Genomic DNA, 22,314 nt, shown 5'->3' with positions numbered 1-22,314 from the left:
GCCTACCAGCGCAAAAGCTGCTGCCCGGCTGCCATCCCCGCCAAAGACGCCAGGAGAGCACCAGGCGTATACGCCGCGAGTAGGAAGCAGGCAGTCGTTTCCGGGCAATAAAGCGCATAGGCGAAGGCGGCGGCCGCTCCAGCGCTCAGGCCGACGAGCAGACCTGCGACGGCGGGCCGCGTCGGCGCCATTTCGCGATAAGCCCAAAAGCCGGCGACGAGGACCGGAATGCTTCCGAGCACGATAGCCGTCAGACAGGTGATGAATGTCGTTCCGAAAAATAACTCACCCCAGGCATCCCGTGGCGTCGAGCTAATTTCCAGCGCCGCAAGAATGGCGAGGACCAAGAACGGCGCCGCAATCAGGGACAGCCGGAAGGCAATCCGTTTGCCTGGCCTGCCCGCCGCGATCGAGGCGAGCACCGAGAAGACGGTGAATGTCAGCGTGAAACCAAACTTTACCGCGAACGGAAGGAGGCCGGTTTCACGCACGGCAGCAAATGGCGGGCCGAGCGCCAGCACAAGGCCGACCAGCGCAATGGCCCAGCCGGTGAGGAGCGCGGCTGCAAGGCGCATCGGAGGCCGCTCGCGGGGCCAGGGGCTTTCGGCCAATCCGGCGATGAGATCGTCAGTTCGCATGTCCGCCGCCCTTGATGGTCGCCATGAGCCGTCCGAGGCCGCGGTGTACATTGACCTTGACCGAAGGCTCGCTCTGGCCGGTCAGTTCGGAGGTCTCGCGCACCGAATACCCCTCAATGCGCGTCAATCGAATTGCGGCGACCTGGTTGGGAGTCAGTCTGGCGAGCAGGCTCTCCAGGTCGATCTCGGCGAGTATCGCGGCGAAAGCGTCCCCGCCCTCCAACTCGAAAGCGTCATCGTCCACCGGGACTTCGAATTTGCGCCTGTCGCGACGCAGAAAGTCGATCAGCCGATAGCGCGCGATCCCGTGCAGCCACGCGGTGAATGGAAGCGACTGGTCGTAGGTTGCCCGCTTGCGATGAATCGCAATCAGCGTTTCCTGCACGAGATCCTCCACGTCATGCTCGCGACCGGCAAGGCGACGCCCAAAATAGGAACGTAGCCGGACGGAGCAGAGGCGGAGCAATGTCTGATACGCCTCGGATTGGCCGCTCATGCTCGCGATCATCAGCGCGCGCAGCTTGGCTTCGAGCAGATCCGCCTCGTCATGCTGCTTCATTCGACCGCTCCGAGCTCGCGGTTACAGCACCAGCCGGACAACCATGAAAGATTTTTTCTCCGGTCCGTAACGCATCACGCTCCCCTGCCGAATGAGCGGGACATGGCCGCATTCGACGCGGTCATGGGCTGAATGCATCGAGATTATGCCGAAGGGGCATTTCATCTCCGACGCTCCAACCGCGATCATGACGCCCGGGAAACCGCCACTGAACTGGAAGGAAAAGGACATGAAGAAGTTCGCTACGATCGTCACCGCCACGGCGCTCAGCGCGTTCGCGGCCACCGCAGCGGTCGCCTCGCCGGTCAAGCCGCAGCCGACCAAGGACAAGTGCTTCGGCATTTCGCTTGCCGGCAAGAACGACTGCGCCGCGGGCGCCGGCACGACCTGCGCCGGCACGTCCAAGAAGGACTACCAGGGCAACGCCTGGAAATATGTCGCCAAGGGCACCTGCGCGTCAATTAAGACTCCAAAGGGCGTCGGCTCGCTGAAGCCGATCGCACGGTAACGCCATGACTCCCACCGCCGGCCTTGGATTCAAGCCGCAGCACTTCAGCGATGCGATGGCATCGCCGGCGGTGGGACTTTGGTTCGAGGTTCATGCCGAGAACTACATGGTCGATGGCGGGCCGCGCCTGGCCATGCTCGAAGAGCTTCGCCGCGACCGTCCCTGTCACTTCACGGCGTAGGCCTTTCACTCGGGAACGCTGCCGAACCGGATCGCGATCATCTCGCGGCCTTGAAGCGCTTGGTCGATCGGTTCGAGCCGGCGCTGGTCTCGGAACACCTTGCCTGGTCGCGCTTCGAGGGCCGGAGCTTCCCCGACCTCCTGCCTCTGCCGCGGACGAACGAGGTGCTTGCCCGCCTCAGCGCCAACATCGGCCAGGTACAGGACGCGCTCGGGCGCGAGATCCTGATCGAGAATCCCACCCATTATCTGCCGCTAAGCCAGCATCGCTGGAGCGAGACCAGCTTCCTTCGCGAGCTCGCCCGTCGCAGCGGCTGCAAGTTGCTCATCGACGTGAACAACGTCGCAGTCGGCGCGAACAATATCGGTTTCGATGCCGCGAGCTGGTTGCTCGACATACCCGCCAAGCTCGTCGGCGAGATACACCTTGCCGGTCACAGCCACGACGCAGGCGGCACCTTGCTCATCGACAGTCATGACGAGCCGGTCAGCGAGCTTGTCTGGTCCCTTTACGAAGACTTCATCGGTCGCATCGGGGCCCGCCCTACGCTGATCGAGCGGGACGGCAATGTCCCATCCTTCGACGAGCTGCTTCGCGAGCGCGACCGCGCTCAGGCCGTCCTCGACGGAGGGCTCCGCCTTGCTGCCTGACCTGATCGCCTTCCAGCGCCAGTTCGTGGCAGCGATCGACCGTCCGGCAACCGGGCCGCTCGCCGTCTACCGTAATACTGTGATCCACGGTGCGGTCGAGGCCCTGCGATCCAATTACCCGGTCGTCGAACAGATCGTCGGCGAGGAAATGTTCGAAGCAATCGCCGTCGAATATTCGACTGCCCACCCGCCGAAATCACCCGTGCTCGCCCTCTATGGAGACGAGTTCGCCGATTGGATTTCCGAGCAGCCCTGGATCGCCGATCTTTCCTATTTGACCGACGTCGCCCGAGTCGAACGCCTGCACGTCGAATCGCTGATGGCGGCGGACGAAGAGCCGCTTGTTGCCGCCGGCAATCTCGAACTTTCCTGCCTTCGGCTGAACCTCCATCCCGCGGTCAGGTTCAACTGGCTGCAAACGCCCGCGATGAGCATCTGGCTCGCCCACCAGCGCCCGCTGCCGTCGACCATCGAGCCCGAATGGAAGCCTGAGGGCGCATTGTTCGCGCGGCCCTCGCCATTCGAAATGCACACGCCTCGAATCGGCGCGGCGGCTCACCGGATTCTGTTCGGGATCCGGCTCGGCGAGCACGTCGGCCAAAGCCTTGCCGCCGCCGCCCGGCTCTACCCCGACGAAAACGGCGAGGCGATCTTCGTCTCGCTCCTCAACCTGGGCGTGTTCGCCCAACCCTTACCTGGAAGGAATTAAGAATGGCAACGCAAGCTTCCGCACCGGTGTGGCGCAGACCCTACGATTTCTTCGCCAGCACTTCGGAGCAACTCCTCCCGATGTCGCTGCTCTTGCTTGTCCAGAGGCTGGGCATAGCCGCAGTCTTCTTCATGTCGGGCCGAACCAAGGTGGACGGGCTGCTGACGGTGAACGACACCGCATTCGAGCTCTTTCGAACCGATTATGCCCTGCCGCTAATCCCGCCGGAAGCTGCCGCCTACGCCGCGACCTATTCCGAGCATCTTTTCCCCATTCTGCTTACGCTTGGCCTGTTCACCCGGTTCAGCGCGACTGCACTTCTCGTCATGACCTTGGTCATCGAGATTTTCGTCTATCCCGACGCGTGGCCGACGCATCTCAGCTGGGCGGGGCTTCTCCTTCCGCTCATTGCGCTCGGTGGCGGCAAATTGTCGCTGGATCGTCTTTTGAAACTGCCCTGAACGGCGTTAGGGACGCCTTGCATGACCCAGCAAGACAAGACCTCCGCCTTCAGGGCGCTGCATAAGCACGGTTCGCCCCTGATCCTGTTCAATGCCTGGGATGCGGGAAGTGCGCAGGCCGTCGCGAAGGCCGGAGCCGCCGCGATCGCGACAGGAAGCTGGTCGATCGCCGCCGCGAACGGGTTCCCCGATGGCGAGAAGGTGGATCGAAACCTCCATCTCGACACGATCCGACGGATTGCGCAGGCAGTCGATCTGCCGCTGACTGCCGACCTCGAGAGCGGATTCAGCGCGGATGCGGCCGGCGTAGGCGCGACGGTTCGCCTTGCGATCGAAGCGGGCGCCATCGGCTGCAACTTGGAGGACAGCAATCCCGCCGACGCGAGTCTGAGGCCGGCCGATGAAGCCGCGGCCCGGTACGAAGCAGCGCGCCGCTCGGCCGATCAGGCCTGTCCCGGCTTCTTCGTCAATGCGCGCACCGACGTCTTCTTCCAGAAGCCCTCGGAGGAGCACTCCATGGCGATGGTCGAGGAGGCGCTCGAGCGCGGCCGCGCTTATGCTGCTGCCGGAGCCGACGGCCTTTTCGTCCCGTTTGTCACCAACCTCGACCTGATCCGCGAGCTGGCGGCCGGTTCGCCGTTGCCGCTCAACGTGATGCGCATGTCGACCACGCCGTCGATCGCCGATCTGACCGACGTGGGCGTCGCCCGGATCAGTCACGGACCCTATCCCTATCTGGTCGCGATGGGAGCGCTGGAAACCGCCGCGCGAGAACTGGCCTGATCCCTTGACGCCGGCTTCCTTATCTCGGGAGGCACCTTGTTGGTCTTGTGTCCGAAAGGAGTTGAGATGGGCATTAGCGGGGAAGCAAAAAGGCCCCGCGATTGCTCACGAGGCCTTTTCGATTTCAGTTAGTCTGACTGGCTAGACGCTTAGTCCTCGTCGTTTCCGCCGGTCAGGAACGCGGGTGCGAACTCGGGTGCATTGCCTTCGTTCTCGCCGCCTTCGCGCTCCCGGCGCGGGCCGCGGTCGCCACGGCCTTCGCCCCGCGGTCCGCGGTCGTCGCGCGGGCCCCGGTCACGGTCGCCGCGCGGGCCACGGGGACCACGGTCGTCGCGTCCGCCGCGATCACGTCCGCCGCCACGATGACGATCGCCACGGTCACCGCGCGGGCCACGGTCGCCGCCTTCGCGCGGCTCCCTCGGCGGGCGGGTGTCCGGAAGCTCTTCGCCAGTCTCCTGGTCAACGAGGCGCATCGACAGGCGAACCTTGCCGCGCTGGTCGACCTCGAGCAGCTTGACCTTCACTTCCTGGCCTTCGGTCAGGACGTCGCGGACGTTCTCGACACGCTCGTTCTTGATTTCCGAGACGTGCACGAGGCCGTCCTTGCCCGGCATGAAGGTGACGAACGCGCCGAAGTCGACGAGGCTCGCGACCTTGCCGGTGTAGATCGTGCCCGGCTCCGGCTCCGCGACGATGCCGCGGATCCAGTTGCGGGCGGCCTCGATCTTGGCCGGGTCCGAAGACGCGATCTTGATCGTGCCGTCGTCGTCGATGTCGACCTTGGCGCCGGTCTCCGCGACGATTTCGCGGATGACCTTGCCGCCGGTGCCGATGACTTCGCGGATCTTGTCCTTCGGGATAGACATGGTCTCGATGCGCGGCGCGTGAGCCGACAGCTCTTCGCGCGTGTGATCGAGGGCCTTCGCCATTTCGCCGAGAATGTGAGCACGGCCGTCCTTCGCCTGGGCGAGAGCGGTCTTCATAATCTCCTCGGTGATGCCGGCGACCTTGATGTCCATCTGGAGCGAGGTGACGCCTTCCGACGTGCCCGCGACCTTGAAGTCCATGTCGCCGAGGTGGTCTTCGTCACCTAGGATGTCGCTGATCACCGCGAAGTCCTTGCCTTCAAGGATCAGGCCCATGGCGATGCCCGCGACCGGACGCTTGAGCGGAACGCCCGCGTCCATCAGGGCAAGCGAGGCGCCGCAGACCGTCGCCATCGACGAGGAGCCGTTGCTCTCCGTGATGTCGGACAGGACGCGGATGGTGTACGGGAACTCCTCAACGCTCGGCAGCATCGGGTGGATTGCCCGCCATGCGAGCTTGCCGTGGCCGACTTCGCGACGGCCCGGAGCGCCGAAACGTCCGACCTCGCCGACCGAATAGGGCGGGAAGTTATAGTGCAGCATGAAGCGCTGGTAGGAGAGACCTTCCAGGCCATCGATCATCTGCTCGGCTTCCTTGGTGCCCAGCGTTGTGGTCACGATCGCCTGGGTCTCGCCGCGCGTGAACAGGGCGGAGCCGTGCGTGCGCGGAAGGAAATGGACCATCGCCTCGATCGGGCGGACCGTCTTGGTGTCGCGGCCGTCGATGCGGCGGCCTTCCTTGAGGATCGCCGTGCGGACGATGTCGGCCTCGAGGCCCTTGACTGCCTTGCCGGCAATCAGCTGCTCCTGCGGGTCCGCTTCGGCGAAGGCTTCCTTGGCCTTTTCGCGGGCGGCGTTGAGTGCAGCCGAGCGCTCCGACTTGTTGGTCAGGCGGTAGGCGGCGTCGATGTCGGCTCCGACGAGCTTCTTGAGCTTGTCCTTAACCGCGGCCTTGTCGTCGCTCTGCGCGAGCTCCCACGGATCCTTCGCGGCCTTCTCGGCCAGATCGATGATGAGGTTGCAGATCTTCTGGCTGGCGGCGTGGCCGAACATGACGGCGCCGAGCATCTGCTCTTCGCTTAGTTCCTTGGCCTCGGACTCCACCATCATCACGGCGTTCGGAGTGCCGGCCATGACGAGATCGAGCTGACCTTCGGCGATCTGCGCCTGGGTCGGGTTGAGGATGTACTCCCCGTCAACGAAGCCGACGCGGGCGGCGCCGATCGGGCCCATGAAGGGCACGCCGGAAATCGTCAGCGCGGTCGAAGCGGCGATCATCGCGAGGACGTCGGGCTCGTTCTCGCCGTCGTAGGAAAGGACCTGCGCGATCACGAGGACTTCGTTGTAGAAGCCTTCGGGGAAGAGCGGGCGGATCGGGCGGTCGATCAGGCGGCTGGTCAGCGTTTCCTTTTCGGTCGCTCCACGCTCACGCTTGAAGAAGCCGCCCGGGATACGGCCGGCGGCGGAAAACTTCTCCTGGTAGTGGACGGTCAGCGGGAAGAAGTCCTGCCCCGGCTTGACCGACTTTGCGGCGGTGACCGCGCAAAGCACCACGGTTTCGCCGAGGGTCGCGATGACCGCGCCGTCGGCCTGGCGGGCAACATGGCCCGTTTCGAGCTTCAGCGTCTTGCCGCCGATCTCGGTTTCAACAGTATGAATTTTGAACATTTATCGTCCCTTCACCCGGCGGCCGGATGCCTGCCGGGGTCATCATTTTCGCGAACTAGCCGGTTCACGGTCGGTCGGGGCGTTCGTTCCTGCCCCATGAACGCCCCACCGAAATGCGGGACTTTCAAAACGTAAGCGGCCCCGGAATGGGGCCGCTGAGTGAGTTACTTGCGGAGGCCGAGCTTCGCGATCAGGTCCGTGTAACGCTGTGCGTCCTTGCCACGGAGATAATCGAGGAGCGAGCGGCGCTGGTTGACCATCATGAGTAGGCCGCGGCGCGAATGGTTGTCCTTGGCGTGGCCCTTGAAGTGCTGGGTCAAATTGTTGATGCGTTCCGTGAGGATCGCGACCTGGACTTCGGGAGAACCGGTGTCGCCCGAACCGCGGGCATGTTCCTTGATCAGCGCTTCCTTGCGCTCTGCGGTAATCGACATCGTCTTTACTCCTGTCTCTAGATGTTGAACCCCCGGACGACCTTCAGGCCGTCGGCCGTTGCTTCAACGAGAGCGACCGGGCGTCCGCCCTCTGTCGCCAGTTGAAGCCCCGGCTTTTCGGGGAAACCGATCAGGCGCTGTCCGAAGCGGAGCAGTTGTGCCTGGTCGGGAGTGATGGGGAGGGCCGGGATGTCGTCCAGCGCCGCTTCCAGCGGAAGTACCGCCCCAATCAGCCGCCGCGCCTTAGCGGCTTCGGCAAGAAAGTCCAGTGAAATGGCCTTTTCGAGCCCGAACGGGCCGGCCCGCGTCCTCCTTAACATGGTGACGTGGCCGACCGTGTTCAATGCGTGGGCGAAGTCCCGGGCGAGGGAGCGGATGTAGGTGCCTTTCGATACGTGCGCGTGGAAGGTCGCGCTGTCGGGCGTGGTTTCTTGGAGCCTGAGCTCGAAAATGGTGACCTTGCGCGGCTTGAGTTCGACCTGTTCGCCAGCGCGGGCGCGGGCGTAAGCCGCCTTCCCTTCCACTTTCAGCGCGGAGTAGGCCGGTGGAATCTGGTCGATCTCGCCGGTGAAGGCTCCGATGACGGTCTCGATCTGGTCGCGGGACGGACGGACGGCGCTCGTCTCGACAATTTGCCCTTCCCTGTCGAGCGTGTCGGTCTCCTCGCCGAACTTGACCGTGAACTCATACGCCTTGCTCGCGTCCAGCATTCGTCCGCACAGCTTGGTGGCTTCGCCGATAGCTATCGGGAGCACGCCGCTGGCGAGCGGATCGAGCGTGCCGCCGTGACCGACCTTGTGCTTGGGTTCTCCCGCATCGCGAAGCGCGCGCTTTACCTTCGACACGGCCTGCGTCGAGCCAAGCCCGACCGGCTTGTCGAGCACGATCCAGCCGTTGATCACTGGGAGCGAGGAAGGCCGAGGCTGAGCTGGCGCGCCCGGCTCTCGTTCAGCCGCTCGAAGAAATGCTTGCGGCAAAGGGCGATGTAGCGGTCGTTTCCGCCGATCTCTGTCTGTTGGCCGCGGACGATCGCGTGGCCCTCCTCGTCGACCCGCAGATTCATCGTCGCCTTGCGCCCGCATTCGCAAACGGCCTTCAGTTCGACGAGTGTATCCGCCAGAGCAAGCAGCGCCGCCGATCCGGGAAAAAGCTTGGCCTGGAAGTCGGTACGCAGCCCGTAGCAGAGCACTGGGATGTTCAGCTGGTCGGCGACTTCGCAGAGTTGCAGCACGTGCGGTTGCGACAGGAATTGCGCTTCGTCGATCAGGATGCAGTCGAGCTTGCGCTTTCTCAATTCATTGCTGATCGCGACGAAGAGATCGCTACTTTCGTCAAAGGTGTGTGCTGCGGCCGACAGGGCGATGCGGGAGCCGATCGCGCCGACACCCAGCCGGTCGTCGACCGCCGCGGTCCACAGCATCGTTTCCATCCCGCGCTCGCGGTAATTGAAGTCGGCCTGAAGCAGCGTCGTCGATTTCCCCGCATTCATTGCCGCATAATAGAAATAGAGCTTGGCCATCGGTCAGCAGGTCCCGTCCGCGCTGGCGACTTTGAAACCGCCGATGCGGACGGCATCGGCGTTCTGTTGCCATTGCTCGAACGACGGGCGGGCGTTCGGCGGCAGGGTGCAGGATCGCGCGACCGAAGCCTTGCCGCCCGACAGAAGCTCCGCGCGGTAGGTGTAGGCAATCGCGCTGTTGTTGGTGACAGTCATGGCCGTACCGAGCATGGGCCGCACCGAAACCTTGATCTGGCCCTTCGGAATCCTCGCGGACGGGGCGACGCGGCGAGCGTGCGCCGGTTCTCCCTTCTTGACCGTGAAGATCCAGGTCTCACCGGTACGGACCGTCAGGCCGGCCGCCTGAACGGGAACGGCGGCGAGGAGGAGAAGTGCGGCGACAAGCTTCATAACGGCCACTCTTCCTTGAGAATCGCGAACAGGACGGTGTCGCGGACGTGGCCAGTCCAGGTGATGCGGTCAGCGCGGAGCACTCCTTCCCGGACAGCACCGAGCTTCTTCATCGCCGCCAGACTGCGCTCGTTGCGAGCGTCGACGCGAAACTCGACGCGGCGCATCCCACTGTCGAACGCGCGTTTGAGCATCATGTCCTTCACGCGGCGGTTGAAACCGCTGCCGCGCAGGTGCGGCCGATAATAGGTGCCGCCGATCTCGAGGCATTGGCGGTTATCATCGATACCGAGGAAGCTCGACATTCCGGCAAGTTCGTCGCCTTCGAAAAGAACGAAGGTCCGGTTGCGCGGGCTGGACCGGTAGAGCGCGATGCTCTCGTCGAAACCGTCCGGCCCGAAATTGTTGGCGTAGATCGCCCAGATTTCGCGGTCCTCCGCGCAGGCGGCTTTGAGCGTTTCAAGGCGTTCGTCGGTGACCAGCTCGGCCCGGCAGCCGTCGCCGGTCATGGGCGCATCGAGGCCGTCGATCATTCTTCGTTGAGGTCCTGCGCGACGTGCCCCGACCGGAGGATGCGGTCGATGTGCGTGCCTTCGTCGAAGCTCTCGTCGGCTTTGAACTTGAGCTTCGCCGCATATTTCTTCCGGACGCGATGGGCGACCTCGCGCTGGAGGAAGGCGGTGTTCTGGCGAAGCGCCTTCAGCACCGCTTCTTCGTCTTGACCGAGCAGCGGCTTCACGAACACGGTCGCATGCCGAAGGTCCGGCGACATGCGCACCTCGGTGACGCTGACGAGGTGCGACTGAAGCACATCGTCATGCACGTCACCGCGCTGGAGCAATTCGCTCAAAATGTGGCGCACCTGCTCGCCAACGCGAAGCAGGCGTACGGAGCGGCCCTCTGCAGTTTCCTGACGGCGCATTCGTTATAGCGTCCGTGCGCGCTCCTCGACCTCGAAGACTTCGAGCGCGTCACCCGGCTTGATGTCATTCGTATCCGCCAGAAGCACGCCGCACTCGAGGCCCGAAGTGACTTCCGCAACGTCGTCCTTGAAACGCCGAAGCGAGCTGATCGTCGTCTTCGACACGATGACGTCCTCGCGCGTGAGGCGTGCGTTGAGGCCCTTGCGGATAACGCCTTCGAGGACGAGCAGGCCGGCAGCCTTGTCCCGCTTGCCTGCTGGGAAGACTTCCTGGACCTTCGCGCGGCCGACGACCGTTTCGATGATCTCCGGACCAAGCTCGCCGGCCATCGCACCCTTAACCCAGTCGGTCAGGTGATAGATGACGTCGTAGTAGCGGAACTCGACCTTGGTGCGGTTCGCGACTTCGCGAGCCTTGGCGTTCGGACGGACGTTGAAGCCGATGATCGGCGCGCCGCTCGCGCTGGCCAATGTCACGTCGCTTTCGGTGATCGCGCCGACGCCCGAGTTGAGGATGCGCACGCGTACCTCGTCGGTCGACAGGCGGTTGAGCGCATTGACGATCGCTTCGACCGATCCCTGCACGTCCGCCTTGATGACCAACGGTACTTCCGCAATCGTCGAAGCGTGCGCCGAGAACATGTTCTCGATGCTGACCGGTGCAGCGGTCGTCCGCTTCTTGTCGAGGACGCTCTTGCGGTAGTCCGCGACTTCGCGGGCGCGAGCCTCGTTCTCGACGACGGTGAACGGATCGCCGGCCGCGGGAACCGCCGACAGGCCGAGAACTTCGACCGGGAATGACGGACCAGCTTCCTTAACCTGCCGTCCGTGATCGTCGACGAGCGCGCGCACCTTGCCGCTCGATGCACCGGCGACGAACACGTCACCGACACGCAGCGTGCCGCGCTGGACAAGGACGGTCGCGAGCGGGCCGCGGCCCTTGTCGAGCTTCGCTTCGATTACGGTGCCTTCGGCTGCACGGTCCGGGTTGGCCTTCAGCTCCAGGATCTCCGCCTGCAGCTGGATGGCCTCGAGTAATTTGTCGAGGTTGGTCTTCTTCGTCGCGGAGACTTCCACATCCTGAACCTCGCCGCCCATGTCCTCGACGATGATCTCGTGCTGCAGAAGCTCCTCGCGGACCTTCTGCGGCTTGGCTTCGGGCTTATCGATCTTGTTGATCGCGACGATCATCGGGACGCCTGCGGCCTTGGTGTGATTGATCGCCTCGATCGTCTGCGGGCGAAGGCCGTCGTCGGCCGCAACCACCAGAATGACGATATCGGTGACGTTCGCACCGCGAGCGCGCATTTCCGAAAAGGCTTCGTGGCCCGGGGTGTCGAGGAAGGTGACCTTTGACTTGTCGGGCAACTGCACCTGATAGGCGCCGATGTGCTGCGTGATGCCGCCGGCCTCGCCCGACTGGACGGAGGCGCCGCGGATGGCGTCGAGCAAAGACGTCTTTCCGTGATCGACGTGACCCATGATCGTGACGACCGGGGGACGCGGCTTGAGCGTATCCTCCGGATCAACGTCGACCGTCGTGTCGATATCGACATCGGCGTCGCTGACACGGTTGATGCGGTGACCGAACTCCTCGATCAGCAGCTCGGCCGTATCCTGGTCGATCGTCTCGGTGATCGTGACGGGCGTGCCCATCTTGAAGAGGGCCTTGACCAAATCGGCGCCGCGCTCACCCATGCGCTTGGCGAGTTCCTGGACGGTAATCGCCTCGGGAACGTCCACGTCGCGATACTGCTTTGCGGCGGGACCGGACTGTTGATGGGCACGCTTTTCCTTCTCGCGGGCACGACGCAGCGCAGCCAGCGAACGGGCGCGGCTGTCATCCTCACCCGAAAGGGCGCGAGTGACGGTCAGCTTGCCATGGTGACGGCGGTCGTCGCCGCGGCCGCGGCTCGGACGAGCGGGCTCGGGACGGCGCGGCGCCGGGGCATGACCGCCGGCCGGACGGCGAGCGCCACGATCTTCGCTTTCTTCCTCGATGACAGGCTCGGGCTCCGGAGCGGCGGCCGCCTCAGCAGCAGCGCGAGCTTCTTCCTCGGCCTGGACGCGCGCCTGCTCGATCGCAGCCTCTTCGGCCTTGCGATTGTCTTCGGCGCGGCGCTTTTCGTCTTCGCTTTGCTCGGTGCGCTTGCGATCATCGCGACGGCGAGCTTCCTCCAGCGACGCGAGGCGCGCTTCCTCGGCCTCGCGAAGGAGGCGGGTCTGCATCTCCTTGCGCGCCGTAATGTCGTCGATGGGTGCGGTGCGCTTCGGCTGCGGAGCCGGGGCAGCGGGCTTCGGCGCCGGCTTGGGCGCTTCGGCGACGGGTTCCGGCTTCGGAGCCTCGGCGGGGGAGCCTCGCCCGGACGTCCGAGGATCCGGCGCTTCTTGACCTCCACCACGACGGTGTTCGAGCGGCCGTGGCTGAAGCTCTGCTTGACCTTGCCGGTCTCGACCGTGCGCTTGAGGCCCAGCGGCGGCCGGGTTCCAAGCTTCGGCTTGTCGGTCTGGTCTGTCATCCTATTCCTTCGTCAAATCTGCGTCAGCCGAGCCGGGGCCAGAAGCGGGGTCGCCGCCCTCTAGACCCGCACGGGGATCAATGAAAGCGCGCCACCGGGAAAGCGCGTGGAGAACACGCGCTGCGGCGGCACGATCGGTCAGCGCGATATGTACCACATTCTCGCGCCCCAAGGCCATCGACAAGATGGTGCGTTCCTCGGGAAATAGAAGACCTTGGCCACCGCTGTTGGCAACGGTTTCCGGGTCTGAGCCAACTCGCCAGGCCTGGTCGAGCTTCCTGCGCCCGTCCTCGCCCGCGTCCGACGCATGGATCAACAGATGGACGCTACCGTTGCGGGCAGCGGTCTCAACGCGATCGGCGCCGTTGATCAGATTGCCCGAACGAGCCTCCATACCTAGCCGGTCGAGCGTTGCCTGGCGCAGGGCCTGGGCGATAAGTTCGCCAAGGTCGTCGGGCACTTTCACGTCGTTCGTCTTGAACGCGCGCTGGAGTGCGCCCTTCAGTCTCCCCTTGGCAATGGCCTCATCGAGCTCGGAGCGCGACACTCCAATCCATGCGCCACGACCCGGAGCTCGGGCGCGGACGTCCGGTGCAACCGTGCCGTCAGGACCGAGCGCAAGCCGAATCAGCTCCTCCCGCGACGCGGTTCGCCGCGAGAGGATGCAGGTGCGCTCCGGAACGTGCGCTTCTAGCGGATCATTGCGAGGATTCCGCATCGGCGGCCTCCTCGGTCTTCGGCTCGTCCTCGAACCAGTGGGCGCGAGCGGCCATGATGATCTCGTTGCCCTGCTCTTCGGTCAGCGAATAGTCGGCCAGGAGTCCGCCCTTGTCCTCGGCGCGCTTCGGCGCGTTCTCGGCGCGGCGGCGCGGCTCCTGCCGCTTCTTCTGGATCAGCTCGTCGGTCGCGAGATCGGCGAGATCATCGAGCGTCTTGATGCCCGCCTTGCCCAGCGTCACCAGCATCTGCTCGGTGAGGTGCGGAAGCTCGGCCAGAGCATCCTCGACGCCAAGGGCACGGCGCTCCTCGCGCGAAGCGGCTTCGCGGCGCTCGAGCGCTTCGGCAGCGCGGCTCTGAAGCTCGCCGGCGATTTCGTCGTCGAGGCCCTCGATCGACGCAATCTCGTCGAGCGTGACGTAGGCGACTTCCTCGAGGCTGGTGAAGCCTTCGGCGACCAGCAGCTGCGAAAGCGTCTCGTCGACGTCGAGCTCGCTCTGGAACATCTCGGTGCGTTCCATGAACTCGCGCTGTCGCTTCTCGCTCGCATCAGCCTCGGTGAGGATGTCGATCTGCGAAGATGTCAGCTGGCTGGCTAGGCGAACGTTCTGGCCGCGGCGACCGATCGCCAGGCTGAGCTGGTCGTCGGGAACCACGACCTCGATACGGCTCTCTTCCTCGTCGATGACGACGCGGCTGACCGTCGCCGGTTGTAGCGCGTTGACGACGAAGGTCGCGAGGTCGTCCGACCATGGAATGATGTCGATCTTCTCGCCCTGGAGTTCCTGGACGACCGCCTGAACGCGGCTGCCCTTCATGCCGACACAGGCGCCGACCGGGTCGATCGAGCTGTCGTGGCTGATAACGCCGATCTTGGCTCGGCTGCCCGGGTCGCGGGCGGCGGCCTTGATCTCGATGATGCTGTCGTAAATCTCCGGCACTTCCTGTGCGAACAGCTTCTTCATGAAGTCCGGGTGAGCGCGCGACAGGAAGATTTGCGGGCCGCGGGCTTCGCGGCTGACACGAAGGATCAGCGAACGGATGCGGTCGCCGACGCGAACCATTTCGCGCGGGATCTGCTGGTCGCGGCGGATAACGCCTTCGGCGCGGCCGAGATCAACGACAACGTGGCCGAACTCGACGCGCTTGACGACGCCGGTGATGACCTCGCCGACGCGGTCCTTGAACTCTTCATGCTGGCGCTCGCGCTCGGCGTCGCGGACCTTCTGGAAGATCACCTGCTTGGCGGCCTGGGCAGCGATGCGGCCGAACTCTATCGGCGGCAGCGGATCGACGATGAAGTCGCCAATGGCTGCATCCTTTTGCAGCTTCTGGGCGCCCTTCGGGTCGATCTGCTTGAAATGATCCTCGACTTCTTCGACGACTTCGAGGACGCGCCACAGACGAAGGTCGCCGGTCTCGCCGTCGAGCTTTGCGCGAATATCGTTCTCGGCGCCGTAGCGGGCACGGGCGGCGCGCTGGATCGCGTCTTCCATCGCCTCGATGACGATGCCGCGATCGATCAGCTTCTCACGGGCAACCGCGTCGGCAATTGCGAGCAGCTCGGCCTTGTTCGCTGATGCGACGGGCGGGCGGCAGTGGCCATGTGTTAGTCCTCTACAGTCTGGATGGTGTCGGCGCCCTCGGTGCTGAGCGGCGCGGTTGCGTTGATGAGCTTGTCGGTCAGCAGGAGCTTGGCCGAGTGAATTGATGCGAAGGGAACTATATAGTCGTTTCCGTCCTTGCCGGTGACATGGACTGTTCCGCCTTCGCCCGTCCCGCGAGAGTACCGGAGAATTGCTTGCGACCGTTGAGCGGTTCCGCGAGCGATACGCGTGCCTCGTGTCCCTTCCAGTCGTCGTAATCGGCGAGCCGGGTCAGCGGACGGTCTATGCCGGGCGAGCTGACCTCGAGCCGGTAGCCCCCTTCGATGAGATCGCGGCCTTCCGCTTCCATCGCGTCGAGCTTTTCGGACAGCCGCCGCGAAATCTTCTCGCAGTCACTGAGGTCGAGCTGACGAGTGCTCGGATTCTCGGCCATGATCTGAAGAGTCGGGTCGGAACGCCCGCCCACGAGCGCGACGCGCACGAGCCGATAGCCGAGGCTCTCCACCTCGGGCTCCAGCAAAGCGTTCAATTCGGCGATGTCCGTCATGCGACCTTCAAATCCAAAAATCTCTCGGACCGGAGCCGTGGGGCCCCAGCCTCAGGCATCTAACGATGTCGAGGAGAGGAGTGCGATATAGGCTTGAACAATTAGCTTCGCAAGCTGGCCAGGGCGCGGTTTTCCGCCCGTATTCGGACCGCGAGAATGATCGCGTTCAACAGGCTGAAAACGAGTGCAATTCGCCAGAGGCCGAAGACCATGGGCAGGACGGCGATTTCCAGGGTCACGATGAGATAGTTCGGGTGCCTGAGGAAACGATAGGGGCCGGTCCGGACAAGTGGCGCGCCGGGCATCACGATGATACGCGTCGTCCATCGACCCCCCAAAGTGGCGATCACCCACACGCGTCCGAGCTGGAGCAGTGCGAACAGGACGAGCAGTGCAAAGTCGATCGGCTGCCCTGGCGCCCACCACCAGAGTGCCGCGATCCAGATCATGTGCAGACCGACGATGAACGCATAGTGGTCGCGGCCGAATTCGACAGCACCCTCGGAGAGCAGCTTCCTGCTGTTGCTGTCGGCGAGCCGGAGTTCGATGAGCCTTTGCAGGGTTACGAATCCGAGAATGACTACCGCCAGCCAGAGCGGGCTCATCAGGCGGCTTCCAACAGGAGTCCGGCGCAGGTGAAACCTGGCCCGAAGGCTGTCATTAGCACTCGGTCCGGAAGTCCCTGCTTCAGCAGACGATCGAGCACGAACATCACGGTCGGCGCACTCATATTGCCGAAATCGCGAAGCACCTCGCGCTCGATGTTGAGCTCGCCCTGATTGAGATGCAGAGCCGTCTCGATCGCGTCGATCACCTTCACTCCGCCGGGATGGCAGCACAGGCGGTCAATGTCGCTGCGGTCGATGCCAAGCTTGGCGCACATCTCGTCGACGGTGCTTGCGAGATTCTTTTCGATAAACGGCGGGATCGCGCGATCGAACACAACGGCCAGACCCGGGTCTTCGACATCCCAGCCCATGATCCTGAGCGTATCGGGAAAGAGCTTCTCGGCGCCCCCCATGATCCGGGCGATGCTGTGCTCGCCGCTGGTGACGACGGCTGCGGCCGCTCCGTCACCGAACAGGGCAGTCGCGACCACCGCAGCGGGGTCGTCGCTGTCGAGGCGAATGGAGATGGAGCAGGTCTCGACGGTCACGAACAGCCAGTTCGTCCCCGGCTCCGAGGCGGCAAGCCGCGAGGTCGTCGCTAGGCCGTTCACCCCGCCCGCGCAGCCGAGGCCGAACATCGGGACCCGGCGGACGTCATCCCGAAACCCCATGAGCGGTCCCACGCGCGCCTCAAGGCTCGGAGTCGCGATTCCGGTGGTGGAAACGGTGACGACGCCGTCGATCTGTTCGGGCGCCAGCCCTGCTTTCTCTATCGCATCGCTCGCTGCCTCGACGAACAAGCTCTCGGCGGCTTCCAGATAGACGGCATTGCGATCATGCCAGCCGTGGGCGGACATGTACCATTCCTGCGGAGCAACGATGTGGCGCCGGGCAATGCCGGCATTGTCGAAGACCCCCGCGAGGCGGTCAAACAAGGCCTTCTTCCCACCGAAGGCTTCGCGGGCACACGCCTTCGCGTCTTGTTGCTCGATTACGTGCGGTGGGACCGCAGTCGCGAGAGAGAGTAAGCTGCATTGTTGCATCGGCTTGGGCCTTCCGGCTTATATCATCAGTCACGCCGCACAAGCCGAATGCTTAAGAGGCAACTGGCCCGCCCGAGGGCGAGGCGGGCCAGCCTTGGCCGGTCACTACTGACCAGGCCCCTTGAAGCAGGCAATGTCGTATTGCGAAACGGACGCGGTGTTCTTGTTGTTGATGCCGTCCTGATTGCCAGCATAGTGCGAACCGGAAACGCTGTCCTCCTGGAAGGGGGACCCAGGACCAGGCTCCCGGCCCGACTGGCTAGGAGGTGTGCCGCCCTCGTCGCATTCGAGGCCGTTCTCGCCTCCCACTTGCTGACCCGTTTCATGGTTCGGTGAAATGCTGCCGGGGGCCGGTGGGGCCGGAACCGCAGCGGACGGCAGCGCGATTGCCGTCGCGGCAAAGAGACAGAATGTTCGTCTCATGATCGAAGCTCCTTGTTCTGCCCCCGCTCAGGAACGACACACGCCGACAGCGATGCTCGGATGAGCGGATCGCCGTCACAGCAGTGCGTTAGTGCGCCCAGGCGACCAAAGGGTTCAATCGGCTGTCAAAGAGGACAGCTGAGACCCACGATGAGCGCATTCCGGTCGTGGTATCGGCCCCGGTAAAAATCCTTTCCCGGTCCGCCGCCTGACCAGATCAGATGGAGGGAGACGCCACCGAACTCGCGGGCGGCGCCGACGCGCCAGTCATATTGCACATCCGGACTTTCGCTTTCGTCGTTGTAGCTGATCGGAAACAGCGCACCGAAATGCCCGTTCAGGTGGAGCTTCCGAAAGGGCGTAACGTTAGCGTCCACCTCTCCGTAAAGCGTGCTTGCGCCATGCTCGAAGTAATGCGGCGCAAAGGTGATACGAGACGACAGGAACTTGTGGGTCACGCCGGCGTAGAGTTCGGTGTAGGAACTCCCCGACGCTCTGGCCGCGTATTTCGCGTAGGCGGCATGCACAACGCCGGCATCCAGGACCAAGCCGGACGAAAGCCGCTTCGCGTAACCGCCGTTCAATACCAATCCCAACGGCCGGACCGAGTCCTCCCCTCCCATGACCACAGCCGCCGACAGGCCTCCGTAAAGCCCTCCAGGATAATCATAAGACAAGTCGAGGCTCGCGACCGGGCGACCGGCACTCAGCGAATAGCCGCGGAATCTGGCCTCGCTGAAGACTGACACTGTAGCCCCGATCTCTGCCGCTGCAGGCATAGAGAGACAGAGGCCAATTACTGAGGCGAGAAGATAGGTTCCGGTCCGACTGGCTCTAACGATCGAGCTGCGCGGTCGCGACGCGGGAAGGCGCGCAGCTGCACTCACAGCCGCTCGCTGCACGAAGGACCGAGGCGCAGGCATCGATTGCGCCTCCATTCGAGATAAGTGCCAATGCGGAAGACGGATGCCGCTGTCTCATCAGGGCGACCAAACCGCTGACGTGCGCTGCGGCGTACGAGCTTCCATTGACGAGAAACCATCGTCCTCCCGGCTCGGTCGTTGGCACGTCCTGCCCGGGCGCAGTGTAAACCGCGCCCTGCGAACGCGCCATTAGCGTGTTTGAGACAGCGATCACCCCGCGCACGGACGCGGGAAATCCACCGTTCGGCCGGTCCTTGTCGACGGCGGCAACGATTGCGAGACCGCGCGAAAGCCCGACATCGATAAGCTCGTGAATGAGCCGGTCCTCGGGTCCGCTGAGGCTGAGGTTGATCACGTCGGCCTTCTGGTCGATCGCGAAATAGAGCGCTTTCACGAGGCTGAAGCTGTCGCAGACCGTAGGACTTTCGAATGATCGGCCGGACTGCCAGCACGCGCGAAGACCAAGGATGTGCGCCTGAGGTGCTACCCCCGCGATGCCAAGCCCATTGTCGGCCTTGGCGGCGATAATGCCCGCGACGCCAGTGCCGTGCATCTCTGCCACCGACTGCCTGCCCGCTACGAAGTTTCGGTTGACCAGCAACTGTCCGGTGAGATCCGGGTGACCGGAGTCGATCCCGCTGTCGATGACGGCCACGCGCATGCCCCGGCCGGTCGCAAGCTCGTGCAGGTCGGCGAGATGCCACGCACGTGCTGCCGGCTGCACCGGATAAAGCGGGTCGTTGTGCGTGGCCGGCTCTGCCTCGGTCCGATAGAGCCCGACGGGCTGCGCCCAGGAGACCGCGGAATCCTTTGAGACCTGCTCGACGGCCGAAGCAGGCGTCCGGTCTTCAGGAACCTCCATGACGAAGCAGTCGAGGCCCATCATCGGCATCGGCCAGTCATCGACGAGGGTAAGACCGTAATTGCGCGCGATCCGCCGGGCGAGCCGCTGGCGCGCACTGCGAGCGAGCTCATCGCCATATCCGCCGCCGTAGACGCCGTTTGGACGATAATGATCGGGAGCATGCCGGACCATGACCAGGATCTGGCGCTCGGGACCGGCGGCCGCGCTGCCTCTAGCCATCGCCGGCACGGCTAAGAACACGAAGACGAGTGCCGCGCAGAGCGCGAGCAGGCCGCGAAGGGCCAGACGAAGCGTCATCGCGTGGCCTCGTCGATCGGCTCCGCCATCATCACATCATCGTCGGCCTGGAGCTTCTCCAGCGCAGCGGGGCGCTTCCCGGCCGGCACGTGCAGCAGATAGGCATCCGCGGCGGTCGGGCCGCCTACTAGAGATGCGCCGCTTGCCTTCAGCGTGTCGCGCATATCGCCTACAGTCGCTTCAGGGCGGAACAGGATGATGACGTTCGCTGATGGCGGCGCTTGAGATGAACCGAGCGCTTCGTAGGCGGGAGTAGTGAAGTACGGAACGATTGCCGCGGCCACCGCAAGAAGCGCCAGTTGCGCTGTCGCAAGCGCCGCCACTGCAGGTCGGGTGAGGAGGCGCCAAAGGTCAGTCGCGAAATCCCCGACTGATGTACGGGGCCTTGAGACCGGTGCTTCGATTCGCCCGCGAAGCCGGGCCCAACCGGAGTCGACCTCGGGCGAAACGGTCTGGAATCCGTCGATGAGCTTGCGTTCGACGGTCAACTGTCTCTGGCATCGCGCGCATGTCGAAAGATGGGCCTCGACCATCGACCGGTCGACTGCGTCAAGTTGGCCGGTCGCGTACCACGGCAGCAACTCTTCCGCCTGCTCGTGGGGATCGCTGACGGGATGTTCAGAGTTCATGCCGTCCTCCCTAAACCCAGTCCGAGACTGAGCCTGGCATCGCCTGCCTCAGGCGGCGCCGGGCATGGAACATCCGGGTTTTCACCGTATCGACCGGGCAGTCCATGACCTCGGCGATCTCGCGATAGCCCAAGCCATGAAAGTAGGTGAGATCGACCACTGCGCGATGATCCGCCGACAAGGATCGCATTGCAGCGGCCAAGGCTTCGCGGAGCCGGCTGTGCTGGAGTGACTGGTGGGGATTGGGATCGTGGCTCGCCTGGCCGAGGTCCGGCTCTTCCTCGACCGGGTCGGGCCAGCGCGCCCTCGCCTTGATCGCCTTGCGATAGGCAATCGAGAAGATCCAGGTGGACAATCTACTTGTCCCCTGAAGCTTTGAGCCGTTTCCCAAACCACCATCATCGTATCGTCGAGCACCTCTTCCACGAGCTGCGGGCGCTGGACGAGATTGCTCAGGAATCGCGTCAGCCGCGGCTGATAAATCCGGTACAGCTTCTCGAACGCAGCCAAGTCCCGGTTGCTGACGCGACTGATCAGCTCCCGTTCGTCCGGCGCGCCTGGTCGGGATACGGTCCGCGGGCGACTGGTCGCCCTGTCTACACTCACCTGCGCACCCTCCCGGCTGTCATGGGTGCCTCCGTGCGGGAGAAAGGTTCACTTTCATCGCGATGAATGGAACTATCGGCTTTCAATCGCAATTGCGATCAATCCAGTGAAAGAGCGCCGAATGCGTTTCCGCTTAATGCAATCCTTGGCGTTCCTTGCTCTTGCGGCATGCGGGACCTCTCCGGGACAGTCTTCCGGGCAACAGGCTTCCTCTGACAGGCCGTTCACAGTTTCGGAGGTGACGCGCTTCGATTCTCCCTGGGCCATGGACTTTTTGCCGGGCAGCGGCGTTCGCACGACCAATCTCGCCCTGGTCACCGAAAAGGGCGGCAGGCTCTGGCTTCTCGACACGGCCACGGGGCGGAAGCAGCAGGTCTCTGGGGTTCCGTCGGTGCATGTCGCGGGCCAGGGTGGGCTCGGCGATGTGGTCGCGCATCCCGGTTTTGCGGGAAACCAGCGCATTTATCTGAGCTATGTCGAACCGGGTCCGAACGGGACCAGCGGCGCCGTAATCGGCTACGGGCGACTGATTCTCGGTCAGGGCGAGCCGCGGATCGAAGAGTTCAAAATCATCTGGCGCCAGTCGCCGAAAGTGGCCGGAAACGGCCATTTCTCGCATCGCATCACCTTCGCCCCGATGGGACCATGTTCATCTCGTCCGGCGAACGGCAGAAGTTCGATCCGGCGCAGGACCAGAACAGCGACCTGGGCAAGATCATCCACATGACCGACGAAGGCCAGCGCATCGGCGGCCATCATTACACGATGGGCCATCGCAACGTGCTCGGCCTCTCGTTTGCACCCGACGGGCGACTGTGGGCGTCCGAGATGGGACCGCAGGGCGGGGACGAGGTGAACCTCATCCTCCCCGGCAGGAATTACGGCTGGCCGCGCGTTTCCTATGGCTCGCACTACGGCGGGGCTGATATACCCAACAATCACAAGAGCCGGGGCTTCGAAGAGCCTAAGGTCTGGTGGAACCCATCGGTCTCACCGGGCGCCTTGATGATCTACACTGGTGACCTGTTCCCGCAGTGGAAGGGCGACGCCTTGATCGGTGCGCTTTCGGGCCAGGCGTTCATTCGGGTCGACATCGACGGCGACCGGGCGCGCAAGGCGGATCAATGGGACATGGGTGAGCGAATCCGCGCGGTCGACCAGGGAGCGGGCGGTGAGGTTTATCTTCTGGAAGATGGACCGGGCGGACGCCTGCTGAAGCTGACGCCCACCCGGCGGTAACTG

Annotated in this window: 23 protein-coding genes and 4 pseudogenes; 6 read left to right on the top strand and 21 right to left on the bottom strand. The window is 64.0% G+C overall.

Going from position 1 to position 22,314, the window contains the following annotated elements; all coding sequences use genetic code 11:
- Positions 1-2: 2 nt before the first annotated feature.
- The 3 genes from H9L14_RS01080 to H9L14_RS14885 are packed head-to-tail and all read right to left on the bottom strand — an operon-like array spanning position 3 to position 1,428.
- Positions 3-638 (bottom strand): NrsF family protein, encoded by a 636-nt coding sequence (locus H9L14_RS01080; protein ID WP_187708880.1) that lies wholly within the window; start codon positions 636-638, stop codon positions 3-5.
- A complete protein-coding gene (locus tag H9L14_RS01075; protein ID WP_246444318.1) occupies positions 628-1,197 on the bottom strand; it encodes a sigma-70 family RNA polymerase sigma factor in 570 nt (189 codons plus the stop codon). The genes H9L14_RS01080 and H9L14_RS01075 overlap by 11 nt, the downstream gene beginning before the upstream one ends.
- 21 nt (positions 1,198-1,218) lie before the next feature.
- On the bottom strand, positions 1,219-1,428 hold the full coding sequence (locus H9L14_RS14885; protein WP_222949878.1) for a hypothetical protein: 210 nt from the start codon (positions 1,426-1,428) through the stop codon (positions 1,219-1,221).
- Here H9L14_RS14885 and H9L14_RS01070 point away from each other — a divergent pair.
- The 5 genes and pseudogenes from H9L14_RS01070 to H9L14_RS01050 all read left to right on the top strand — a co-directional run bounded on the left by H9L14_RS01070 (position 1,427) and on the right by H9L14_RS01050 (position 4,489).
- The gene (locus tag H9L14_RS01070) at positions 1,427-1,705 is read left to right on the top strand and encodes a BufA1 family periplasmic bufferin-type metallophore (RefSeq protein WP_187709815.1); all 279 of its coding nucleotides are present in this window, start codon (positions 1,427-1,429) and stop codon (positions 1,703-1,705) included. The two genes, H9L14_RS14885 and H9L14_RS01070, sit on opposite strands and share 2 nt — an antisense overlap.
- 4 nt (positions 1,706-1,709) lie before the next feature.
- Positions 1,710-2,536 (top strand): annotated as a pseudogene (gene bufB / locus H9L14_RS01065) (MNIO family bufferin maturase).
- On the top strand, positions 2,526-3,245 hold the full coding sequence (locus H9L14_RS01060; protein WP_187708879.1) for an HvfC/BufC N-terminal domain-containing protein: 720 nt from the start codon (positions 2,526-2,528) through the stop codon (positions 3,243-3,245). Before bufB ends, H9L14_RS01060 begins: the two are co-directional and overlap by 11 nt.
- An 80-nt stretch (positions 3,246-3,325) precedes the next feature.
- Positions 3,326-3,706 (top strand): DoxX family protein, encoded by a 381-nt coding sequence (locus H9L14_RS01055; protein ID WP_246444666.1) that lies wholly within the window; start codon positions 3,326-3,328, stop codon positions 3,704-3,706.
- Between the two features lie 21 nt (positions 3,707-3,727).
- Entirely contained in the window at positions 3,728-4,489 is a 762-nt protein-coding gene (locus H9L14_RS01050) for an isocitrate lyase/PEP mutase family protein (RefSeq protein WP_187708877.1), read from the top strand.
- A gap of 149 nt (positions 4,490-4,638) precedes the next feature.
- Here H9L14_RS01050 and pnp read toward each other — a convergent pair whose 3' ends face one another.
- The 18 genes and pseudogenes from pnp to H9L14_RS15365 all read right to left on the bottom strand — a co-directional run bounded on the left by pnp (position 4,639) and on the right by H9L14_RS15365 (position 20,821).
- A complete protein-coding gene (gene pnp / locus H9L14_RS01045; protein WP_187708876.1) occupies positions 4,639-7,023 on the bottom strand; it encodes a polyribonucleotide nucleotidyltransferase in 2,385 nt (794 codons plus the stop codon).
- Between the two features lie 164 nt (positions 7,024-7,187).
- Positions 7,188-7,457: a 30S ribosomal protein S15 gene (gene rpsO, locus H9L14_RS01040; protein WP_187708875.1), complete on the bottom strand. Its 270-nt coding sequence runs from the start codon at positions 7,455-7,457 to the stop codon at positions 7,188-7,190.
- A 17-nt stretch (positions 7,458-7,474) separates the two neighbouring features.
- Entirely contained in the window at positions 7,475-8,356 is an 882-nt protein-coding gene (gene truB, locus H9L14_RS01035) for a tRNA pseudouridine(55) synthase TruB (RefSeq protein WP_187709814.1), read from the bottom strand.
- Complete coding sequence (locus H9L14_RS01030; RefSeq protein WP_187708874.1) at positions 8,356-8,976, bottom strand: thymidine kinase; 621 nt, start codon at positions 8,974-8,976, stop codon at positions 8,356-8,358. Before H9L14_RS01030 ends, truB begins: the two co-directional genes overlap by 1 nt.
- Before the next feature lie 3 nt (positions 8,977-8,979).
- A complete protein-coding gene (locus H9L14_RS01025) occupies positions 8,980-9,375 on the bottom strand; it encodes a hypothetical protein (RefSeq protein WP_187708873.1) in 396 nt (131 codons plus the stop codon).
- On the bottom strand, positions 9,363-9,899 hold the full coding sequence (locus H9L14_RS01020) for a GNAT family N-acetyltransferase (RefSeq protein ID WP_187708872.1): 537 nt from the start codon (positions 9,897-9,899) through the stop codon (positions 9,363-9,365). Before H9L14_RS01020 ends, H9L14_RS01025 begins: the two co-directional genes overlap by 13 nt.
- Positions 9,896-10,288, bottom strand: coding sequence for a 30S ribosome-binding factor RbfA (rbfA, locus tag H9L14_RS01015; RefSeq protein WP_187708871.1), 393 nt, complete (start codon positions 10,286-10,288; stop codon positions 9,896-9,898). Before rbfA ends, H9L14_RS01020 begins: the two co-directional genes overlap by 4 nt.
- 3 nt (positions 10,289-10,291) lie before the next feature.
- Positions 10,292-12,807, bottom strand: a pseudogene (gene infB / locus H9L14_RS01010) (translation initiation factor IF-2).
- Position 12,808: 1 nt separating this feature from the next.
- Positions 12,809-13,525, bottom strand: a complete 717-nt coding sequence (locus H9L14_RS01005) for a DUF448 domain-containing protein (protein ID WP_187708870.1) — start codon at positions 13,523-13,525, stop codon at positions 12,809-12,811.
- Positions 13,506-15,086 carry a transcription termination factor NusA gene (gene nusA, locus H9L14_RS01000; protein ID WP_222949957.1) on the bottom strand — a complete coding sequence of 527 codons (1,581 nt, stop codon included), beginning with the start codon at positions 15,084-15,086 and terminating at the stop codon, positions 13,506-13,508. Before nusA ends, H9L14_RS01005 begins: the two co-directional genes overlap by 20 nt.
- Positions 15,087-15,133: 47 nt before the next feature.
- A pseudogene (gene rimP / locus H9L14_RS00995) lies at positions 15,134-15,678 on the bottom strand (ribosome maturation protein RimP).
- A gap of 101 nt (positions 15,679-15,779) precedes the next feature.
- A complete protein-coding gene (locus H9L14_RS00990; RefSeq protein ID WP_187708869.1) occupies positions 15,780-16,283 on the bottom strand; it encodes an isoprenylcysteine carboxyl methyltransferase family protein in 504 nt (167 codons plus the stop codon).
- A complete protein-coding gene (locus H9L14_RS00985; RefSeq protein ID WP_187708868.1) occupies positions 16,283-17,329 on the bottom strand; it encodes a type III polyketide synthase in 1,047 nt (348 codons plus the stop codon). The genes H9L14_RS00990 and H9L14_RS00985 overlap by 1 nt, the downstream gene beginning before the upstream one ends.
- Positions 17,330-17,434: 105 nt before the next feature.
- Entirely contained in the window at positions 17,435-17,752 is a 318-nt protein-coding gene (locus H9L14_RS00980; RefSeq protein ID WP_187708867.1) for a hypothetical protein, read from the bottom strand.
- A gap of 125 nt (positions 17,753-17,877) precedes the next feature.
- Entirely contained in the window at positions 17,878-18,531 is a 654-nt protein-coding gene (locus H9L14_RS00975; RefSeq protein ID WP_281389400.1) for a TorF family putative porin, read from the bottom strand.
- Between the two features lie 55 nt (positions 18,532-18,586).
- Positions 18,587-19,837: a S8 family peptidase gene (locus tag H9L14_RS00970; RefSeq protein ID WP_187708865.1), complete on the bottom strand. Its 1,251-nt coding sequence runs from the start codon at positions 19,835-19,837 to the stop codon at positions 18,587-18,589.
- Positions 19,834-20,466, bottom strand: coding sequence for a zf-HC2 domain-containing protein (locus tag H9L14_RS00965; protein ID WP_187708864.1), 633 nt, complete (start codon positions 20,464-20,466; stop codon positions 19,834-19,836). The genes H9L14_RS00970 and H9L14_RS00965 overlap by 4 nt, the downstream gene beginning before the upstream one ends.
- A 10-nt stretch (positions 20,467-20,476) precedes the next feature.
- Positions 20,477-20,821, bottom strand: a complete 345-nt coding sequence (locus tag H9L14_RS15365; RefSeq protein WP_246444315.1) for an RNA polymerase sigma factor — start codon at positions 20,819-20,821, stop codon at positions 20,477-20,479.
- Between the two features lie 372 nt (positions 20,822-21,193).
- On the opposite strand from H9L14_RS15365, the pseudogene H9L14_RS17245 reads away from it, so the two are divergent.
- Positions 21,194-22,311 (top strand): annotated as a pseudogene (locus H9L14_RS17245) (PQQ-dependent sugar dehydrogenase).
- Positions 22,312-22,314 lie beyond the last annotated feature (3 nt).

It is taken from the genome of Sphingomonas sediminicola (genome assembly GCF_014489515.1).
GTDB classification, from domain to species: Bacteria; Pseudomonadota; Alphaproteobacteria; order Sphingomonadales; family Sphingomonadaceae; genus Sphingomicrobium; species Sphingomicrobium sediminicola.
The sequence above is the reverse complement of the archived record's forward strand: the minus strand, read 5'-3'. Positions and strand labels throughout refer to the sequence as shown.